17 protein-coding genes are annotated in these 17,828 nt (G+C 40.8%); 2 read left to right on the plus strand and 15 right to left on the minus strand.

All coding sequences use genetic code 11. The annotated features are described in order from the left end of the window. Positions 1 to 7 precede the first annotated feature (7 nt). From priA to apaG, 9 genes are all read right to left on the minus strand, one after another. Positions 8 to 2,482 carry a replication restart helicase PriA gene (gene priA, locus ACOQON_RS06250; RefSeq protein ID WP_420578067.1) on the minus strand — a complete coding sequence of 825 codons (2,475 nt, stop codon included), beginning with the start codon at positions 2,480 to 2,482 and terminating at the stop codon, positions 8 to 10. A gap of 27 nt (positions 2,483 to 2,509) precedes the next feature. After that, entirely contained in the window at positions 2,510 to 4,525 is a 2,016-nt protein-coding gene (locus ACOQON_RS06255; RefSeq protein ID WP_420578068.1) for a thioredoxin domain-containing protein, read from the minus strand. Positions 4,526 to 4,584: 59 nt separating this feature from the next. Continuing rightward, entirely contained in the window at positions 4,585 to 5,526 is a 942-nt protein-coding gene (locus ACOQON_RS06260; RefSeq protein ID WP_420578069.1) for a GSCFA domain-containing protein, read from the minus strand. A gap of 79 nt (positions 5,527 to 5,605) precedes the next feature. Continuing rightward, a complete protein-coding gene (gene rplI / locus ACOQON_RS06265) occupies positions 5,606 to 6,049 on the minus strand; it encodes a 50S ribosomal protein L9 (protein WP_420578070.1) in 444 nt (147 codons plus the stop codon). Between the two features lie 8 nt (positions 6,050 to 6,057). Next, complete coding sequence (rpsR, locus tag ACOQON_RS06270) at positions 6,058 to 6,309, minus strand: 30S ribosomal protein S18 (protein WP_349567461.1); 252 nt, start codon at positions 6,307 to 6,309, stop codon at positions 6,058 to 6,060. Beyond that, positions 6,306 to 6,665, minus strand: a complete 360-nt coding sequence (gene rpsF, locus ACOQON_RS06275) for a 30S ribosomal protein S6 (protein WP_420578071.1) — start codon at positions 6,663 to 6,665, stop codon at positions 6,306 to 6,308. Before rpsF ends, rpsR begins: the two co-directional genes overlap by 4 nt. A 137-nt stretch (positions 6,666 to 6,802) precedes the next feature. Beyond that, positions 6,803 to 7,732, minus strand: a complete 930-nt coding sequence (locus tag ACOQON_RS06280; protein ID WP_420578072.1) for a chromosome segregation protein SMC — start codon at positions 7,730 to 7,732, stop codon at positions 6,803 to 6,805. 45 nt (positions 7,733 to 7,777) lie between these two features. Continuing rightward, positions 7,778 to 8,386: a class I SAM-dependent methyltransferase gene (locus ACOQON_RS06285; RefSeq protein WP_420578073.1), complete on the minus strand. Its 609-nt coding sequence runs from the start codon at positions 8,384 to 8,386 to the stop codon at positions 7,778 to 7,780. Positions 8,387 to 8,555: 169 nt separating this feature from the next. Then, on the minus strand, positions 8,556 to 8,942 hold the full coding sequence (gene apaG / locus ACOQON_RS06290; protein ID WP_349567453.1) for a Co2+/Mg2+ efflux protein ApaG: 387 nt from the start codon (positions 8,940 to 8,942) through the stop codon (positions 8,556 to 8,558). A gap of 64 nt (positions 8,943 to 9,006) precedes the next feature. On the opposite strand from apaG, the gene ung reads away from it, so the two are divergent. Both ung and ACOQON_RS06300 read left to right on the plus strand, forming a co-directional pair. Beyond that, positions 9,007 to 9,669 (plus strand): uracil-DNA glycosylase, encoded by a 663-nt coding sequence (ung, locus tag ACOQON_RS06295; protein WP_420578074.1) that lies wholly within the window; start codon positions 9,007 to 9,009, stop codon positions 9,667 to 9,669. Positions 9,670 to 9,723: 54 nt separating this feature from the next. Beyond that, positions 9,724 to 11,220, plus strand: a complete 1,497-nt coding sequence (locus ACOQON_RS06300; RefSeq protein ID WP_420578075.1) for a S41 family peptidase — start codon at positions 9,724 to 9,726, stop codon at positions 11,218 to 11,220. Positions 11,221 to 11,360: 140 nt separating this feature from the next. Here the strand turns inward: ACOQON_RS06300 and lepB are convergent, their stop codons facing one another. From lepB to yidC, 6 genes are all read right to left on the minus strand, one after another. Continuing rightward, positions 11,361 to 12,815 carry a signal peptidase I gene (lepB, locus tag ACOQON_RS06305; RefSeq protein ID WP_420578076.1) on the minus strand — a complete coding sequence of 485 codons (1,455 nt, stop codon included), beginning with the start codon at positions 12,813 to 12,815 and terminating at the stop codon, positions 11,361 to 11,363. Positions 12,816 to 12,819: 4 nt separating this feature from the next. Beyond that, complete coding sequence (gene dapB, locus ACOQON_RS06310) at positions 12,820 to 13,530, minus strand: 4-hydroxy-tetrahydrodipicolinate reductase (RefSeq protein ID WP_420578077.1); 711 nt, start codon at positions 13,528 to 13,530, stop codon at positions 12,820 to 12,822. Positions 13,531 to 13,533: 3 nt separating this feature from the next. Then, the gene (locus ACOQON_RS06315; RefSeq protein WP_420578078.1) at positions 13,534 to 14,112 is read right to left on the minus strand and encodes a DUF5683 domain-containing protein; all 579 of its coding nucleotides are present in this window, start codon (positions 14,110 to 14,112) and stop codon (positions 13,534 to 13,536) included. 59 nt (positions 14,113 to 14,171) lie between these two features. Then, positions 14,172 to 15,065 carry a ParB/RepB/Spo0J family partition protein gene (locus ACOQON_RS06320; RefSeq protein WP_420578079.1) on the minus strand — a complete coding sequence of 298 codons (894 nt, stop codon included), beginning with the start codon at positions 15,063 to 15,065 and terminating at the stop codon, positions 14,172 to 14,174. Positions 15,066 to 15,072: 7 nt separating this feature from the next. Continuing rightward, positions 15,073 to 15,849, minus strand: coding sequence for a ParA family protein (locus ACOQON_RS06325; protein ID WP_420578080.1), 777 nt, complete (start codon positions 15,847 to 15,849; stop codon positions 15,073 to 15,075). Positions 15,850 to 16,006: 157 nt separating this feature from the next. Then, positions 16,007 to 17,821 carry a membrane protein insertase YidC gene (yidC, locus tag ACOQON_RS06330; protein WP_420578081.1) on the minus strand — a complete coding sequence of 605 codons (1,815 nt, stop codon included), beginning with the start codon at positions 17,819 to 17,821 and terminating at the stop codon, positions 16,007 to 16,009. Positions 17,822 to 17,828: the final 7 nt, after the last annotated feature.

Genomic DNA, 17,828 nt, shown 5'->3' on the forward strand with positions numbered 1-17,828 from the left:
TTCGCCACTATATCGGATCTACGTCAAATACCACGCCAACACTTTTGAATGCCGGCAGCTGCTTCATCATCAGGTCCACAGATCGGAGGTATTCTTTTACAGCCGGCAAGTTAATGCCTTGCTTCTCAATTTTCAATGTGATTTCGTGCAAGTACATATTTCGGATCTTGCCAATCAGTGGCTCGACAGGACCAATCATACGTTGATTGCCCAGTTGATTTCTTATCTCTTTGGCAAAATATGTAGCGGCTTGAAAGGAGATGTGTTTTTCTCTGTGCTTAAAAGTAATATTGATGATGCGTGTAAATGGAGGGTAGTGAAATCGTTCCCGCTCCAGTATCTCCCACTGAAAAAAGGCTTTGTAATTGTCGTTTCGTGCTCGCTGTAAAAGCTCCTGATCCGGATCGTTGGTTTGGACGATCACCTTTCCGTTCTTGGATTTTCTGCCTGCACGGCCACTGACCTGAGTAATCAGGTGATAGGCACGTTCGTGCGACCGAAAATCCGGGAAGTGGATCATGCGGTCTGTATCGAAAATTCCCACCAGATTGACCCGATCAAAATCCAGTCCTTTACTTACCATTTGTGTCCCTACCAGAATATCAATATTCCCTTCTTCAAATTCTTCGATAATCCGCTGATAGCCATACTTACTACGCGTGGTGTCCAGGTCCATGCGTTGAACAATGGCTTGTGGGAACAGGAGTTTGATTTCTTCCTCCAGCTCCTCTGTGCCATAGCCTACATTCCTGAGCTCTTTACTGCCACAACTTAGGCAGTCACTATACATGGCTTGATTGTATCCGCAATAGTGACAAACCAGCTTATTGTTATACTGGTGGTAGGTAAGGCTAACCGCACAATTTGGACATTTGGGTACAGTACCGCAGTTGTCGCATGTGATGTGAGAGGCATATCCACGACGATTTTGAAAGAGGATCACCTGTTCATTTTTATCCAGTGATTCATGAATGGCATTTACGAGAACAGAGGTGAAGTTTCCTTTGAGCTTGCGTTGCTTTCGTTCACGATTGACATTAGCAAATTCCATTTTTGGATGGTAAGCTTCGCCATACCGTGATGTCAATTCTACCAACCCATATTTATCATCAAGTGCATTCTGATAGGTTTCCAGAGCAGGAGTGGCTGTACCCAACAGGACATGAGCCTTGTGGATGGTAGATAGGTAAATGGCTGAGTCACGTGCGTGATATCTAGGTGCAGGCTCAAACTGTTTGTATGAAGGTTCATGTTCTTCATCCACTATGATGAGACCCAAATCAGAAAAAGGGAGAAAAACAGCACTTCGAACACCAACAACAAACTGATATTCTTTATTCAATACTTTTTGCCAAACCTCTACTCGCTCATTGTCCGAGTAGCGTGAATGATATACACCGAAGGAGTCGCCGAAAATTTTGTGGAGACGTGCAATGATCTGGGTGGTGAGTGCTATTTCCGGAAGGAGATATAATACCTGTTTTCCCCCATCAATTTGCTCTTTTATAAGCTCAATGAAAATTTCTGTTTTACCACTTCCGGTTATACCGTGAAGCAGTGTGGCATTGTGAGATTCAAAAGAGGCCAGAATCTCTTTCTTTGCAAGTTGCTGTTCCTGGCTTAGTACGACCGATCCTGGGATAGATTTATGGATATTTCCTAGTCTGGAAACAGTCTCTTCCCATTCTATAAGTACTTCATTTTTGATCAGGGTTTTTAGCGATGAAGGACTGATGTCTTCTGCAAGAAGTTGTGATTTCAGCATCCCTCTTTCATTGGAGTTTGGATCGTCTAAAGCTGGTATGTCACGTAAGTAGGCCAGCAGAACATCTTGTTGCTTCGCTTTGGATTCCAGCTCATTCATTAACTCCTCCAACATCCCTTCTTCCATGAATGCATCTGCGATTCTAACACGTTTTACTTTCTTGGGCTGGTACTTGTCTTTTACTTTTTCAAAAAGATCTATAAGCCCTTTTTCAGAGAGTTTTTTCAATATTTTCTGGGGTTGCTTCAGCCCTAAAACCTCACTCACATCTTTCATGGTCAGGTCGTTGGTCTTCAAAGCCCTAAGCAATTCCCACTCCCGGTTATCCAGCTCTTCATGATCAGGGTCTATTTCAGGATTAATTCCGACAAAGGATTCGCTGGATAGCTTGAGTGCTGCTGGCAATGCCGCATTGATCACTTCACCAAGTGAACACATGTAATAGTTGGCCATCCATTGGAAAAACTTAAGCTGTTTTTCATTGACTATTGGTAGCTGATCTAATATGTCCAGTAGTTCTTTAGGTCGATATTCCTCCGGTGCTCGATCGTGAGTCTCAAGAACAATTCCCGTGTAGATTTTCTTTTTTCCGAAAGAGACAACAACTCTTGATCCGGAAGAAACACTGGCCCGATCTTCCGGGGCAATCAGGTAGGTAAAGGTGCCATGAAGAGGCAAAGGGAGGATGACTTCACAATATGGATTTTGCTCATTCAAAGTGATTCGAAGCTAATCAATCAGGATTTAATTAGCTTGAATTTGCTCCAAAGCCTCAGCTACACTTGTTACGGGTCTTTTGCATGTTTTGTCGTAGCAGACATAAATCGTGGTTTCTCCGTTAACCGCTGTTTTCATTTCGAAAGGAGACAGCTCCATTTCCTCTGTTGTTCCAGAAATGATCTTATTCGGAATGAATTGTTGGTTGATCTGGTTCACGAAATCTTTGAATTTGGGGCCAACGATAATCACCTCTGCAAACATGCCTGAAACCTCAAGTGCGAGTACTCCCCAATTGCTCATGTATTCAGGTTCAGCAACGATTAATTCAGTAACCTGAGCCAGGATAGATTTCCCTTTTTGGATCAACTTCTCGTTGTATAAGTGTGTACCTATATGGATGAGGTTCCATGCCATAATGGAGTTGGAGGAAGGAATGACGTTATCAAATAGTTCTTTCTTTCGAGCTATGAGATTGGCACTTTCATCAGCTGAGAAATAGTACAGGTTTTCCGTTTCATCATAGAAAGCTTCATCCACTCGTATTAACAACATATTTGCAAGCTCAAGGTATTCTCTGTTCAAAGTGGTCTCATAGTAGATTATAAAACTTTGAATGATAGCGGCATAATCTTCCAGAAAACCTTCCATTTGTTTATCTGGAAAACGATGAAGCCTTTCTTTTTTTATGAGTTGACCTTTGATGAATTCAGCATTTCGTTTTGCCAAATCAAGTATGGATGAATCTTGTAAAGCCTGATAAGCCTGACAGAGCCCAGTCAATGTAAGGCCATTCCATCCGGCAATGATCTTGTAATCCAGCCCTGGCCTCACTCGTTCTTGTCTTTTGTTTAGTGCTGCGACTTTAAATGAATTGATTTTATTTTCAAACACCTCTGGTGAGAGATTGAATTCTTCTAACATTTCCTCCTCAGTTCTCACAACTCTCAATGCATTCTTGCCCTCCCAGTTCCCACTTTTTTGAACATCATAATATGCGGCAATCATTGATAAATCAGATCCTGCAAGCTCCATGATTTCATCATAACTCCATACATAGAACTTTCCTTCTTCACCTTCGCTATCGGCATCCAGTGTGGAGTAAAATCCACCTGATTCATGAAGCATTTCACGTTCAAGCCACTGAGTAGTCTCTATGATGGTTCGCTTAAATTTTGGGTTCTTCGTTAGTTTATATCCGTTGGCATAGAGACTCAACAGTTGGCCATTGTCATAGAGCATTTTTTCGAAGTGGGGGACATGCCATTCTTCATCCGTACTGTAGCGGGCAAAGCCACCGCCAATGTGATCATAAATTCCACCATCAGCGATTTTCTCAAGGGTGAACCCCAGGTGCTGTAGTGCGCTCTCATTTTTTGTCCGATCATAGTAAGTAGCCAGAAACTGCCACACCGATGGCATGGGAAACTTTGGGGATTTTTTAATCCCTCCGTCTACTTTATCAAACTTCACAGCCAGGTTTTTGTAAGCCTGACCTATTTCGTCTTCATTGAGTTGATGAGAGGTACCTTCCAGTTTGTATTTTTCAGATTCTTTTGCCTGGAGGTTTTGCGTGAAGGCTTCTGCTGATTCATTGATCTTATCGCGGTTTTTTTCAAAAGCCTCATTGATGCTCGTTAAAAGATTTACCCAGCCTTGTTTCGGAAAGTAAGTGCCTCCGTAGAAGGGTTTTTGGTCCGGGGTAAGGAAAACATTCAAGGGCCATCCACCCTGCAACCCCATGGCGTGAACGGCATCCATGTACACCTGATCCACATCCGGTCGCTCTTCGCGATCTACTTTGATGTTGATGAAATGCTCATTCATGATTTTAGCTACAGCTGGGTCTTCAAAAGATTCTTTCTCCATTACATGACACCAGTGACAGCTCGAATAGCCAATACTTACTAAGATTGGCTTATCTTCTTTTTTGGCCTGATCCAGCGTCTCCTCACTCCATTCCTTCCAGTCTACTGGATTATGTGCATGTTGGAGAAGGTAAGGACTTGTTGAGTTTATAAGATCGTTGGTGTATTCGTGCATTTGTTGATCTTTTTTTGAATGACAGCTGATTACAATGAGAAATAAGAGGAAGCAAAACCTCATTTCAGTTGGTTCTTTATTTGCTTCATTTCAACACTTAGATCTACCTTTTCATTCAATGATTTAAGTTTTTCGAGTGTGGATCGGAGAAACTTTTGGTGCGACTCAGAATCCGGTTGAAACGGCCTATGATCAATAGCGGCTTTCACTTTTGACCATTCTTTGAGGAAATCATTTGTCTCCTTATCAAAATAAGTTTCTGAGAATATATTCCATATGTAATCAATGGCCTGAGAATTTGGATGTATCATATCCCGATCATAGAAGCGATAATCTCTTAGCTCATCTATAAGGATTTCATAAGATGGGAAGTACTGAACGTTTTCATAGCTCCTGACTATTTGATGGATTGCATCGATCAGAATGGCTTTGCTACGATTGTTTTCTATGAGGCCATCGCGAATGTGTCTGACAGGGCTGATGGTGAAAATGATGTTTATATTTTGGCTCAGACTGGAATGTAGTTGAGCAAATTGTTCAATGATTTCCTGTTGATTAAGGAAGCGCTTAGTAAACTTCGATTGAGGAATTTTATGACAGTTTGCTACGATCTTGTTGTTCCATTCATAGATAATAGACGTGCCTAATGTGATAATGAGCCAGTTTGATTTTTTTAGAAATGTCTGAGTTTCTATTACACTTTGCTCGAAGTGGAGAGTTACTTCCATATCTGACAAGCCAGAAATAGAGCCATGTGCATCCCAGTGATAGTAGATTCCTTGGCTTTCAATTACGTCATCTACATGCGATTTATGCTGCAAAAGCTTGAAGATAGAGTAGGGGTTGTAAATCGTTCCAAAGGGATTGTCTAAAGCTTTGAGTTTTGACTGGATGAGTTTTCTTCCCATCTCATCCGAAAAGCACGAGCCAATCAATAAGATTTGATCTTTTATGTGGATTTTCTCTTTCGATTCCGGGATATCAAAGTTTAGTTTGAACATGGTATCTCAAATTTAGACCAAATAAAAAACCCTGAATCTTCCGATCCAGGGTTTCTATATCTAAGAATTTATTTAATGCTTAGTCTGCAACCACCTTGATAGTTACAGGGTGATGTACCTCTTTGTGCAGGTCAAGGATTGCGGTGTATTCACCAAGCTCCTTTATTTTCTGATCAAAAGAGATTCGCTTTCTATCTACTTCATGTCCTTTAGCAGCAAGTGCTTCAGCTACCTGGATAGGAGTGATAGCTCCAAAGATTTTACCTTTCTCACCAGCTTTGGTTTTAATTTCAAGTGAAACATCACCAATCTTCTTCGCAATTTCCTCGGCATCTTTTTTAGCCTTTTCTGCCTTGTGAGCTGCCTGACGAATATTTTCTTCGATCATCTTCTTGTTTGAAGTGCTCGCAATAATCGCCATGCCACGAGGGATCAGGTAGTTTCTGCCATATCCGGGCTTCACATCAACCGTATCGTTTTTGTAGCCTAGTCCTTGAATGTCTTCTCTTAGTATTACTTCCATCTCAGTACTTATTTAAGGGAATCTCCAACATATGGCATCAGAGCCAGGTGTCTTGATCTTTTGATCGCCTGCGCCACTTTTCTTTGGTACTTTAAACTTGTACCAGTAATTCGTCGAGGAAGAATCTTGCCTTGCTCGTTTACAAACTTCAGCAAGAAGTCAGGATCTTTGTAATCGATGTACTTGATGCCATTCTTTTTGAATCGGCAGTACTTTTCCTTCTTCTGCTCTCTGTTTATTGGTTCGTTTTGTAATGTCATTTGGCTGCCTCCTTTTCTTTCTTTTTATTGAATTCGCCTTTCTTTCTTCGCTCGTTGTAAACAACTGCGTGCTTGTCCAGGGTAGTAGTGAGAAACCTCATCACTGCTTCGTCTCTCCTGTATTCTGTCTCTAGCTTACCAATTAAAGAAGGCTCTGCTCGGAATTCAAACAGCTGATAAAACCCGGTGGTTTTGTGCTGAATAGGGTAGGCAAGTTTGCGCAATCCCCAGTTCTCTTCATTGACGATCTCTGCACCGCCATCTTTAAGAACTTGCTTGAATTTTCCGACAGTATCCTTCATCTGAGCTTCAGACAAAACGGGAGTCAAAATGAATACCGTCTCGTAATTCTTCATGTTTTAAATAATTTAAGAACTAATGTTTTAAAAATGAGCTGCAAAATTAAGCAATAATGCATAATTGACAAGTTGATCATCAATCTTTTGGTATCCGGGCGGCTACCCCTGACACAAAGCTCTATAAACATTGATCATTACTTCACCATAAAGCTTCCTTTGCCCATGAGATAGTCGTCTGTGTAGACTTCTACTTTGTGTTGGCCCACCGCATACTCACTACCTTTTGTATACAGGAAAGTAACTAACTGGCTATTTCTGTCATACAGAATTTCCTGCTTGGCAGTGTAAAACATCTCTCGGTTTTGGAAAGTAAATGATCCTGATCCACGGGTTACGTCGAAGAGTACATTACCATCAGGCGCAATGACACGTAGAAGTAGTTCTTTCCCTTCAATCGGAGCGATTTCGTTTTCAACCACGGTGAACTGTATCTTCAGCTGTTCAATGTGTCTGTTTCGATATTCACCTCCATCGCGCTCCTTGCCTCGGTCGTTGATGGCATTGATTGTCATTCCTTCGATTTGAAGTCGTGAGGCATACGCCACTTTACTTGCCAGCTCCTGCTTGTTTTGTTCCAGTCTTCTGATTGAATCGTTTAGCTGGTTTTTCTCTACTTTGAGCGTAGTGTTCTCTTCGGATAGTTGCTCATTCAATACTTTCAGCTGCTTGATCTCTTCGTCTTTGATCAAAAGAAGCTCTTTGTATCCATCCACACGATTGTTGAGTCTGGTGATTCTTCCTCTTTGATATTCAGCATCTACTAGTAGTTGCTTTTTATCAGCTTCAAGCTGCGCTTTCAGTGCCTCCAGTGTGTCAATTTCACCGCCAAGCTCTCTGATCGTTTGAATGCGTATATCTAGCTCATTCGCTACCGAATCCAGTTTTAGATATGTATCAGATATTTCTTTCTGCTGCCGGGCACGCTCATCTTCCAGCTGCTGGTTTTGATAGTAAAAGAAGACTACAGCTGCTAAAAGTAAGAAGGTCACCACAATGAAAATGGGTGTTCGATTCTTCTTTGGCTTCATGTAGCTAGGCTGATCTGCTGACTTATTGTTTTCCATCCTTTAGTTGAATTACGGGGGCAAAAGTAGGAAAATGCACCCTCTTTAAAAACGTAACGTAAAATGCTGCTTTGGCATTTCCATTTTTGGAAAGATTAGGCCTGCCTGAAAAATGTCAACGGTAAGCTTGAAGCGTGTATCTGATATGATTTGCTTCCAGGCCTTAAGCATGTCGGGAGACCAGTAAATATCATGGATGATAATGCACTTAATTGCTTTATTGTGGGTCATAATCGATTCAATGCAGGAATTCACTGCATGCGATCGGTGGTCTGCATCTATAAAGCAAAGTTCAGGTTGCTCTTTGATAAGTATCGGAGCGAATACCTCGTGAATGGTTCCTTGCTTGATTTCGATTTTGTGTTGTAGAAGTTTTGAAAACTGCTTTTGTGCAATGGATGATATAATAGGGGATGCTTCAATGGATAAAACTCTTTTCACTTTTTCGGGACCAGCCATATATAGGGTATTGATACCCAGAGATGTGCCTGTTTCCATCACCCGCTCCACATCCAGCCATTCAATCAGTTTATAAAGAAACGAGGAAAATTTCGGGGTACTTAGCGAAGTTTTAGCTATCGAGCTGACGGTTTTACGATAGCTCTTTTTCGTTTTCAGGTCAAAGAGGTCAATCACTTCATGATCAGACTTCAATGCTTGCCTTAGTTTTTCTACATTTTTCAGTTTAAAACTGCGACATGGCTTTATGACTTTATTGTAGAGTTCGAATAAGAAAGGGGAATGTAAGGAATGGGGACCGACAGCTTTCAGCTGATACTTCAAATAGTTTTGAAGCCTGAACCAGAAAATGGAATTCAAAATCTTAATTCAATTTGAATGGCACTACCATCAAAAACTCAGGTATTTCAACATTGAAAAGACGTCCATCCACAATTCTTTCCATGATGTAGTATCCTTTCATTTTTCCAATGCCTGATCTGAGGTTACATCCGGAAACGTATTGGTGTATCTCTCCTGGCTCCAATACAGGTTGCTTGCCAACAACACCTTCGCCATCTACTTCATGTTTGGGATGAGCTGCATCTAAGATGTCCCAATGCCTGGCTTTTAATTGAACAGTATTTGATGAATTGTTTTCAATCGTGATTCTGTAAGTAAACACAAAATGCTCATTAGCCGGTTGCGAATGTTCCGGTTGGTAATTCGTTTCTACTGAAACTTTAATGCCTTTAGTTACTCCAGTAATCATAACTTGGCGGACAATTTAATAGAATTTGAATTTAATTTACCAAGAACTCGACGAAGAAAATTTTATGAGTGTTAGAATAGAGGAGAGTTGGAAAAAGCGACTTGAATCAGAATTCAAGAAGGATTACTTTCAGGATTTAATCTCTTTTGTAAAGAGTGAATATGCATCTAAATACATATATCCTCCCGGATCCCGGATTTTCAATGCGTTTGATCATTGTTCATTTAATGACGTAAAAGTTGTCATTGTCGGGCAGGATCCATACCACGGACCCGGTCAGGCAAACGGACTTTGCTTTTCGGTAGCTGATGGAATCAGACATCCGCCCTCGCTCCAAAATATTTTCAAAGAAATAAAGGATGACCTGGGTCAGCCGATTCCCCAATCAGGAAATCTGGAACGATGGGCAGATCAGGGTGTGCTTTTGCTTAATGCAACATTAACTGTAGAAGCCAGAAAAGCAGGATCACACCAAAATAAAGGATGGGAGCAGTTTACTGATGAAGTACTTAGAGTTGTGTCAGAAGAAAAAGAGAATGTGGTTTTTTTGTTGTGGGGAGCATACGCACAAAGAAAAGGTTCTATTGTAAACGTGAATAAACATTTGGTCTTAAAAGCACCTCATCCATCACCTTTTTCGGCTCATTCAGGATTTTTTGGATGTAAGCACTTTTCCAAAACCAACCAATACCTGTCATCTAAGGGTCTTACACCAATAAGTTGGTAATTTTACGTTTATTTAAGGGAGAGTCTTATACTGGCTGTTTTTAATTGAGTGAGAATGAATAAGAAATTTAGAGTATTAAGCATCACAGTAGTGTTCATGATATTGGCACTTGCTGTAGGTTGTAAGAACGATGATGGAATTAATGTTGAGCTTCAGAATGAAGTGAATGACTTCATTTGGTTTGCAATGTATGAATACTACTATTGGGTGGATGATGTTGATGATCTCTCTATTGAAAAGTATCCTACATATGATGCGTTACATACATTTTTAAATGGCTATAATAATCCTATAAATCTGTTTGATGATCTTCTGTATAGTCCCGGTGAGGTGGATCGCTTCTCATGGATCGTGGATGATTATGAGGAGCTAGAGGCTTCATTTCAAGGTATAAGTAAGTCTTTTGGGTTTGAATTTGGACTAATAGCTATCTCTGGTGGAAATGATATTTTCGGCTATGTTAAATATGTCGTTCCCGCTTCTCCGGCTGATAATGCAGGAATAATCAGGGGGGATCTTTTTACCAAGGTTGACGGAGTTCAGTTGACACGGGATAATTATCAGGCTTTACTTTTTGGAAGTGAGTCATACTCATTGACTCTTGCTACCATACAGGACAATACCATTTCTGATACTGACCAGGAGGTTAGTATGAATGCAGTTGAATTGAGTGAAAATCCAATTCTTGTATCAGAAGTATTCAAGGATCTGGGAGGTCCAAAAGTTGGGTATTTGATGTACAATCAGTTTATTAGTAATAATGCTTATCATGAGGAATTAAATAATGTTTTTGGAACTTTTGTGAGCGAAGGAATAACCGATATTGTTTTAGACTTACGATATAATGGTGGGGGTTCTTTGCTGACATCACGAATCTTGTCATCCATGATTTATGGAAACTCGACTTCAAATGACCTTTTGGGATCTATTGTTTACAACGAAAGGCTAACTAATGCTTTAACTGCCAATAATATTGATCTGGATATTACATTCTTAGATAAAATACCTGATACTAATTCAACAATTAATCAATTGAATTTAGATCGCGTCTTTATTTTAATAAGTGGTAGCACTGCCTCCGCATCAGAATTTGTTATCGCCGGACTAGATCCTTACATGGATATAACCTTGATAGGAATGCAAACTGTTGGAAAAAATGTTGCTTCAGCTACGTTATATGATTCTGAAGATTACCAAAAGTCTAATACTTTAAATCCCAACCATAAATATGCTATTCAACCAATTATTAGTCAACTGGCAAACTCTGAAGGATTTACAGATTATATTGATGGGTTTGTTCCAAATATTTCCGTCAACGAATTGGATTACCTTGAAGAAGGATTGAAACCTCTTGGTGATCCTTCCGAAGTGTTGCTGGCAACTGCTTTAGATATAATAACCGCAGGTCCGGCAAGAGTAGAGCGTATTCCAGATAGTGGACTCAGAACAGTATTTGATTCCCAGGACAAAGATGAAATTCAAAATACAATTCTAATTGACTATAAAGAACTGCCTCCAATACATAGAAACTATCTTAAAGATATGCAATGAGCCATCACTTAGAGCATTTCTATAAATCAGATAACGAAAAAAAGGCACTCCTTCCGGGGTGCCTTGCTTTGTTTATATTCCTTGCGTTAGGATTCGGATTTTTTATCGGACTATTTTGGCTGGTCTATTGGATATCCTGATCATTCGATTCCGTCAAATAATCGACTCCATCTTACCTTATTGAAGAAGCTTCCATTGGTGTCCCATGACATCCAAATAAAGGATGCTTCACCCACGATATTATCTTCAGGAACAAATCCCCAATAACGGGAATCATCAGATGCGTGACGGTTATCACCCATCATAAAGTAGTAGTCTTTAAGAAAAGTGTATTCGCTAACCTCTTTACCATTGATTTTTAAAACATCAATATCAATTTCTACTGATTCGAGTCCTTCGTAATTCGAAATCGTCGATCCATACATCGCAAGATTCTCTTCATTCACTTCTATGGTCATCCCCCTTGCCGGTACAGTCAATGGACCGAAGAAGTCACGATTCCATGGGAAATACCGGGCATCCGGGAAGATGTTTTGCTCAGATCGATCTTCAGGGATCAATTGGAGAGTCGCACTTTCTACGAATGAAAGCTTTTCAAATTTCTCAGCAACAGACGATGGCATCAAAACAGAATAGCCTTCTGGATACCTGGTTACACTGTTATATGGGTTGATATTATAATTCTCAAATACTCTTTCGCGTATGGATTCATTCGTTCGAACGAAATACTCATGCTGCATCAAAGGAGGATTTTCCTGCTTTTCACCATTTATATATACCTGAGTAGCTTTTATTTCAATGGTCTCACCTGCGATGGCCACACATCGTTTGATGTAATGTGTTTTTAGATCCATAGGATGATACTCACCGCTCCTGCGCTGATTGTAATGATCATTAACAGGATAGTTAAAAACTACCACATCATTTCGTTCTACTTTGCCTAAAGAGGGAAGCCTCAAGCTAGGAAGAGAGACCCCAGGAACGTATGAAGGAATTTCTGTCCCCCAAATCGTCTGATGTGTTAATGGAACCTGAAGTGGTGTCTGGGGAGTTCTTGGACCATATTCTGCCTTACTCACAAATAGAAAGTCGCCAACCAGTAAGGAGCGCTCCATCGACCCTGTTGGGATGACATAGGCCTCCATAAAAATCCATCGCACGAACGTGGCGCAGAACACGGCAAAGACGATCGCTTCAAACCATTCTTTCCCAAAAGACTTCTTGGGTTTAGGCATTTCTGTTGCTTTACCAAGGTATGTGGTGTCGGTCCAGGCGATGTAATTCATGTAAATAGGGGCAAAGACTACCCCTAGGACCTGATCCAGATACGTATATTTCCCAAACGATTTCATTAAATCCAGGTGCATGGTAAGTCCAACAAAAAAGTTGATCACGGGTACGAACAATAATAGGATCCACCATTTTGGTCGGCCAACCAACTCTAAATGGATGTAATAATTCCAAACGGGAACAAACCCCTTCCAGCCTTCTTTTCCTGCTTTTTCAAAGAATTTATAATAGGCTGTTCCCTGCAAAACGTACCATAAAATCAGGAACGTAATGACAAAAACCGGATTAAAATCATTGTAGTACATATGGTCAGTTATCGTTTATAAAATCAGACATGGTGAATACTCCTTTCTTTTTGTGAATCCATTCACCCACCTTCACCACACCTTGAGCAAATACACTTCGATCATGTGCGGTATGGGTAATATCAATTGATTCCAAAGGAGATGAATAGCTTACGGTATGTGTACCCGGTACGTTCGGGGTTCGCTCAGAAACTATTCCTAATTTTTTACGGTCGGTAGATTCTTCATTTATCCACTCAGATATAGCTGGGTGAGAGGCGATGATTCCTTCAGCCAAAGTAATGGCTGTGCCGCTGGGACTATCCTTCTTTTCTGTATGGTGAATTTCTTTCATTGATGGAGTGAAGTCCAATTGAGCCATTTTTTTCGCCAGCCATTCATTCAGTTCAAAGAACAGGTTTACGCCAATGCTAAAATTTGAAGCATAAAGAAATGTGCCATCTTTTTCACGGCATTGCTTTTCAATTTCGGGTAGTTGGCCAATCCATCCTGTTGTTCCTGAGATCACAGGAATCCCATTATTGATACAGAAAGACAGGTTATCAAAGGCAGATTCCGGCTGTGTGAATTCGATAGCAACATCTATAATTTCTTGAGTAAGAGATGAAAGATCATCGGAAGAATGCACGATACAGGATATGGTATGTCCTGCCTTCAAAGCAATCTGCTCGATAGCTTTCCCCATTTTCCCATACCCGATCAATGCGATGTTCATTGGCTAAAATTTCAAAACGAATGAAACTCCTACAGCCTGCGAAAATAATGGAGTTGATTGAATAGAGGGCTCTATACCCAAGGCAAGTTGATCGTTTAATTTAAACTCTTCCAGGTGTGCGGATACGTGAGCATCAACAATTTGGAGAATATAGAAGACAGTACCAGTGATGATCAACATGTCACGGTTCCTTCTGAATACATCCCGATTCCTTACCAAAGCGGTCTCGCTTTGAATGATGGATTGGTATGGGTTTGTTTGACCGCTAGCCGTAAGCAGGGCTGCATTTCTGAGTCCGTGGTAAACCTTGTTGTTGTAATTGATGAAATGAGCAAATGTGAGAACTCCTGCCCATACGATTGGGACCTTCCAATACTGCTTATTATAGATCTGGCCTGCACCCGGAAAGATGGCTGATAACAGGGCCGCTCGCTGTGGGTCAAGGCTAGAGACTTCTTCAAAAAGCTCAGCATCTTCTTCCGCCTTTACAAAAGTTGAGTCATCGATCAGGATTGGCCTATCCTGCGAAACAGCTGTAAAGACGAAACACGTGAACCCAAAAACAAATAGTAGTTTTTTCATTGCTTGCGATTGCAACGCAAAGTTCGCGCCTAATCCTGAATTATGAAGATGAAATTCTCTTAAATGTCCAAAATATCAAGAATGCGATTCAAATCTTCTGTGGAAGCGTAAGGGATCTTTATTTCACCTTTATCCTTACCATTTGATTTGATAGCGATCTTAGACCCAAAGTGGGAGGATAGCTTTGTCTGTAGCTTCTTGATTTCTGGATCTACCTGGGTAGTCTCTTTCGCAGGCTTATCTTCTTTCTTCCCTTTTGATCTTACCAGCTCCTCTACCTTGCGAACAGAAAGGTCATTTTTAATGATTTGATTAAAAATGTCGAGCTGGAAGGAAACTTCATCAATGGAAATCAACGCACGGGCATGTCCCATACTTAATTTCCCATCTCTCAGGGCCACCTGAATGTCCGGTGGTAGTTTCAAAAGTCGTAGGTAGTTGGTGACCGTGCTACGGTTTTTACCCACACGATCACCCAGCTCTTCCTGCTTTAAGTCACACTCTGCCAAGAGTCTTTGATAACTCAATGCAATTTCAATTGCATTTAAGTTTTCACGCTGAATGTTTTCAATCAATGCCATCTCCAGCATTTGCTGATCATCCGCCAGACGGATATATGCAGGAATGGTCTTTAACCCGGCTTTTTTACTCGCCTGAAGTCTACGTTCACCAGAGATGAGCTGAAACTCTTTTTCACTTAGTGCCCGAACGGTGATAGGTTGGATGATACCCTGAACCTTGATCGACTCAGCCAGGTCATTTAATGCGTCCTCATCGAAATCGGAACGAGGCTGCCACGGGTTGGTTTCTATTTTAGAGATGTCAATCTCATTGATGGCACCTCGGGGTGTTGCACCGGAACCACTGATTTTTTCTTTTTCCCCTGAATCTTCCAGAAGTGCTCCAAGGCCTCTTCCCAGTCCGGATCTTTTCTTGAATTTACTCTCTGCCATGTTCTCTTCAGGCTGCTTTTACTTCGTTTCTTTGTAAGATTTCCTTTGCCAGGTTTAGGTAGCTAATTGAACCCTTGCTGTCCGCATCATGCGTAATGGCCGGCATGCCAAATCCGGGAGACTCACTTAGCTTAATATTTCTTGGAATCATCGTACTAAATACGAGTGATTCAAAATGCATTTTTACTTCTTCTACTACCTGATTAGCCAAATTCAGTCTTACATCATACATAGTAAGAAGGATGCCCTCAATTTCCAAATCCTGATTCAATCTTGTTTGGATGATTTTAATGGTATTCAGCAATTTGCCAAGTCCTTCCAAAGCAAAATACTCACACTGTACAGGAACGATCACAGAATCTGATGCAGTCAATGCATTAATTGTTATTAGACCAAGAGAAGGGGAGCAGTCAATGATGATGAAGTCGTAATCGTCACGAACTTCCGCAAGCGCCTGCTTCATTTTTTCCTCACGTTCCTGGATGTTGACCATTTCTACTTCAGCACCTACCAAATCGATGTGAGAAGGGAGAAGGTCAAGGAATTTAATTTGTGTATCTACGATGCTCTCTTTCGCGCTAGCACCGTCTACCATACATTCATAGATACTCACTTCCACGCTTTTAGGATCAATACCAACACCAGAGGTGGCATTCGCCTGTGGATCTGCATCCACAATGAGCGTTTTGAATTCCAGAGCTGCCAGGCTGGCCGCCAAGTTTATAGCTGATGTTGTCTTGCCAACTCCTCCTTTTTGATTTGCGATAGAAATGATCTTACCCATATAAATTTCGTTTTGGATGTGATTTTAGGTAGTGTAAAGGACACAAATATATCCAACCTACTCTCAAGATAATCATGTTGTGAATAACTTGTGTAAAAAAGAAAAACCTTGATTCAATTACGTAGAATCAAGGTTTTTAGTATGGTTATCAACAATCTTATTTTTTCTTTTTCTTATTCTTTTGTGCCTCCTGGCTTGCTTTCATCGCATCTTCCAGTCTCTGCTGGAATTTCGACTTCTTCTTATTGGAATTCTTTTTCTTATTCTCTTGTAGCACACGGTGTATCTTATCCTCATCAATAACCTTACGGAATAAGACGGTCTGACCAAAGGTCACCATGTTAGAAACGAAGTAATAGAATGTTAAACCGGAAGCATAGCTATTTAGCACAAACAAGAACATGATTGGCATCATGTATTGAAGTGTTTTCATAGGTCCTTGTACGGTTGTGATCTGGCTGTTACTCCAGGTGTAAAGGATCGTCGAAAGAGTCATCAACAATGTGAATAAACTCACATGGTCTCCATAGAAGGGAATTTCAAACGGAAGGCTTAGCACACTATCATAGGTCGATAGATCATGCGCCCATAAGAAAGCCTGCTGTCTCAACTCCACTGCATTCGGGAAGAAGAAGAACAACGAGAATAAAATCGGCATCTGTAGCAACATCGGAATACACCCGCTTACCGGATTGATGCCCACCTGCTGGTAAAGCTTCATTTGCTCCTGCTGAGCTTTTTGCATGTCGCCATCATGCTTGGCTTTGATTTCATCCAACTCCGGCTTCATTGCCCGCATCTTTGCCATGGACATGTGCGACTTCCAGGTAAGAGGCGCGAGGATCAATCGAATGACGATTACTACCAATAGAATGATGATTCCATAGTTTGAGAAGAAACGTTCAAGGAAATGGAAGATCGGAATAATGAGGTATTTGTTCACGATAGGAAGCGGTCCCCAACCCATGTCCAGGTTTTCTTCAAAATCCGGAGCTACCTTCTTTAATACTTTGTAATTATTAGGTCCAAAGAAATACCTGGCTTTGAATTCATTTGCAAAGTCCGAATAAGGGATCAGCATTTGCATTGACAGGTTTTTTACCGAGGTAGTATCTCCGAAATCTACTGTCTGACTTATATAACCTGATCGGAATGCATTATTTGTTATAATAGCCGCAGTGAAGAATTTTTGTTTGAAGGACACCCATTTTACCTGACTACCCAGTGTTTCATCTTCAAACTCGGTGGATCGTTCGGCTAGTTCATCGTAATCTCCATCCGCAAGCAGGTAGCGAACGTTGCTATTATATCTTCCATCTTCTAAATGTGCTTCAGCTCGATTGATCGCATGGTTCCAGTTGTACTTGACATCCGTTGGATTCAGTACTGTGTTCAGGTTTTTGTTTTCAATGCTGTAAGCCACCTGAAACCCGGAAGGAGGTAGTAAATATTTCTGGACAATGGAAAAGGTTCCATTTGTCAGTACGTAGGAAATCTGAGTGGTATCGCCGAACGTTTTTACCGAAGGAGTAAAAGCCAATTCAGAAAGGTTGATCATCTTACCATTATGGTCAACAATCAAATCAGTTTTAGACTTGGAACCATCCATTAAAACCAATGGATTTCCCAGGTAGTCTTTGTGATTTTTAAGAACTACCTGATGAATTCTACCCCCTTTATTAGAAAGGGTTATAATGACTTCATTGTTTTCGATGGTTTTGAATGCCTCCGACTTTTCAGCTGCAAATGCGAAGGCACCAAATTTTTGGGTTTGTAAAGACGCTTTAACAGAATCTGAAATTTGAGGAAGGATGGTGACCGTATCAATAGGTGATGCTTCTTCAACCACCTCTTCCACGGGTTCTTCCTGAGTTGTTAATTCTTCTACTGCTGGCTCGGGTGCAAACCAGGTAAAATATACCGCCAATAAGGCGAACATGAGGATTAGTCCTGTAAATTGATTTCTATCCATTTAGTTA

Origin of the sequence: Ekhidna sp. (genome assembly GCF_965221965.1) — a bacterium.
Classification (GTDB): Bacteria; Bacteroidota; Bacteroidia; order Cytophagales; family Cyclobacteriaceae; genus Ekhidna.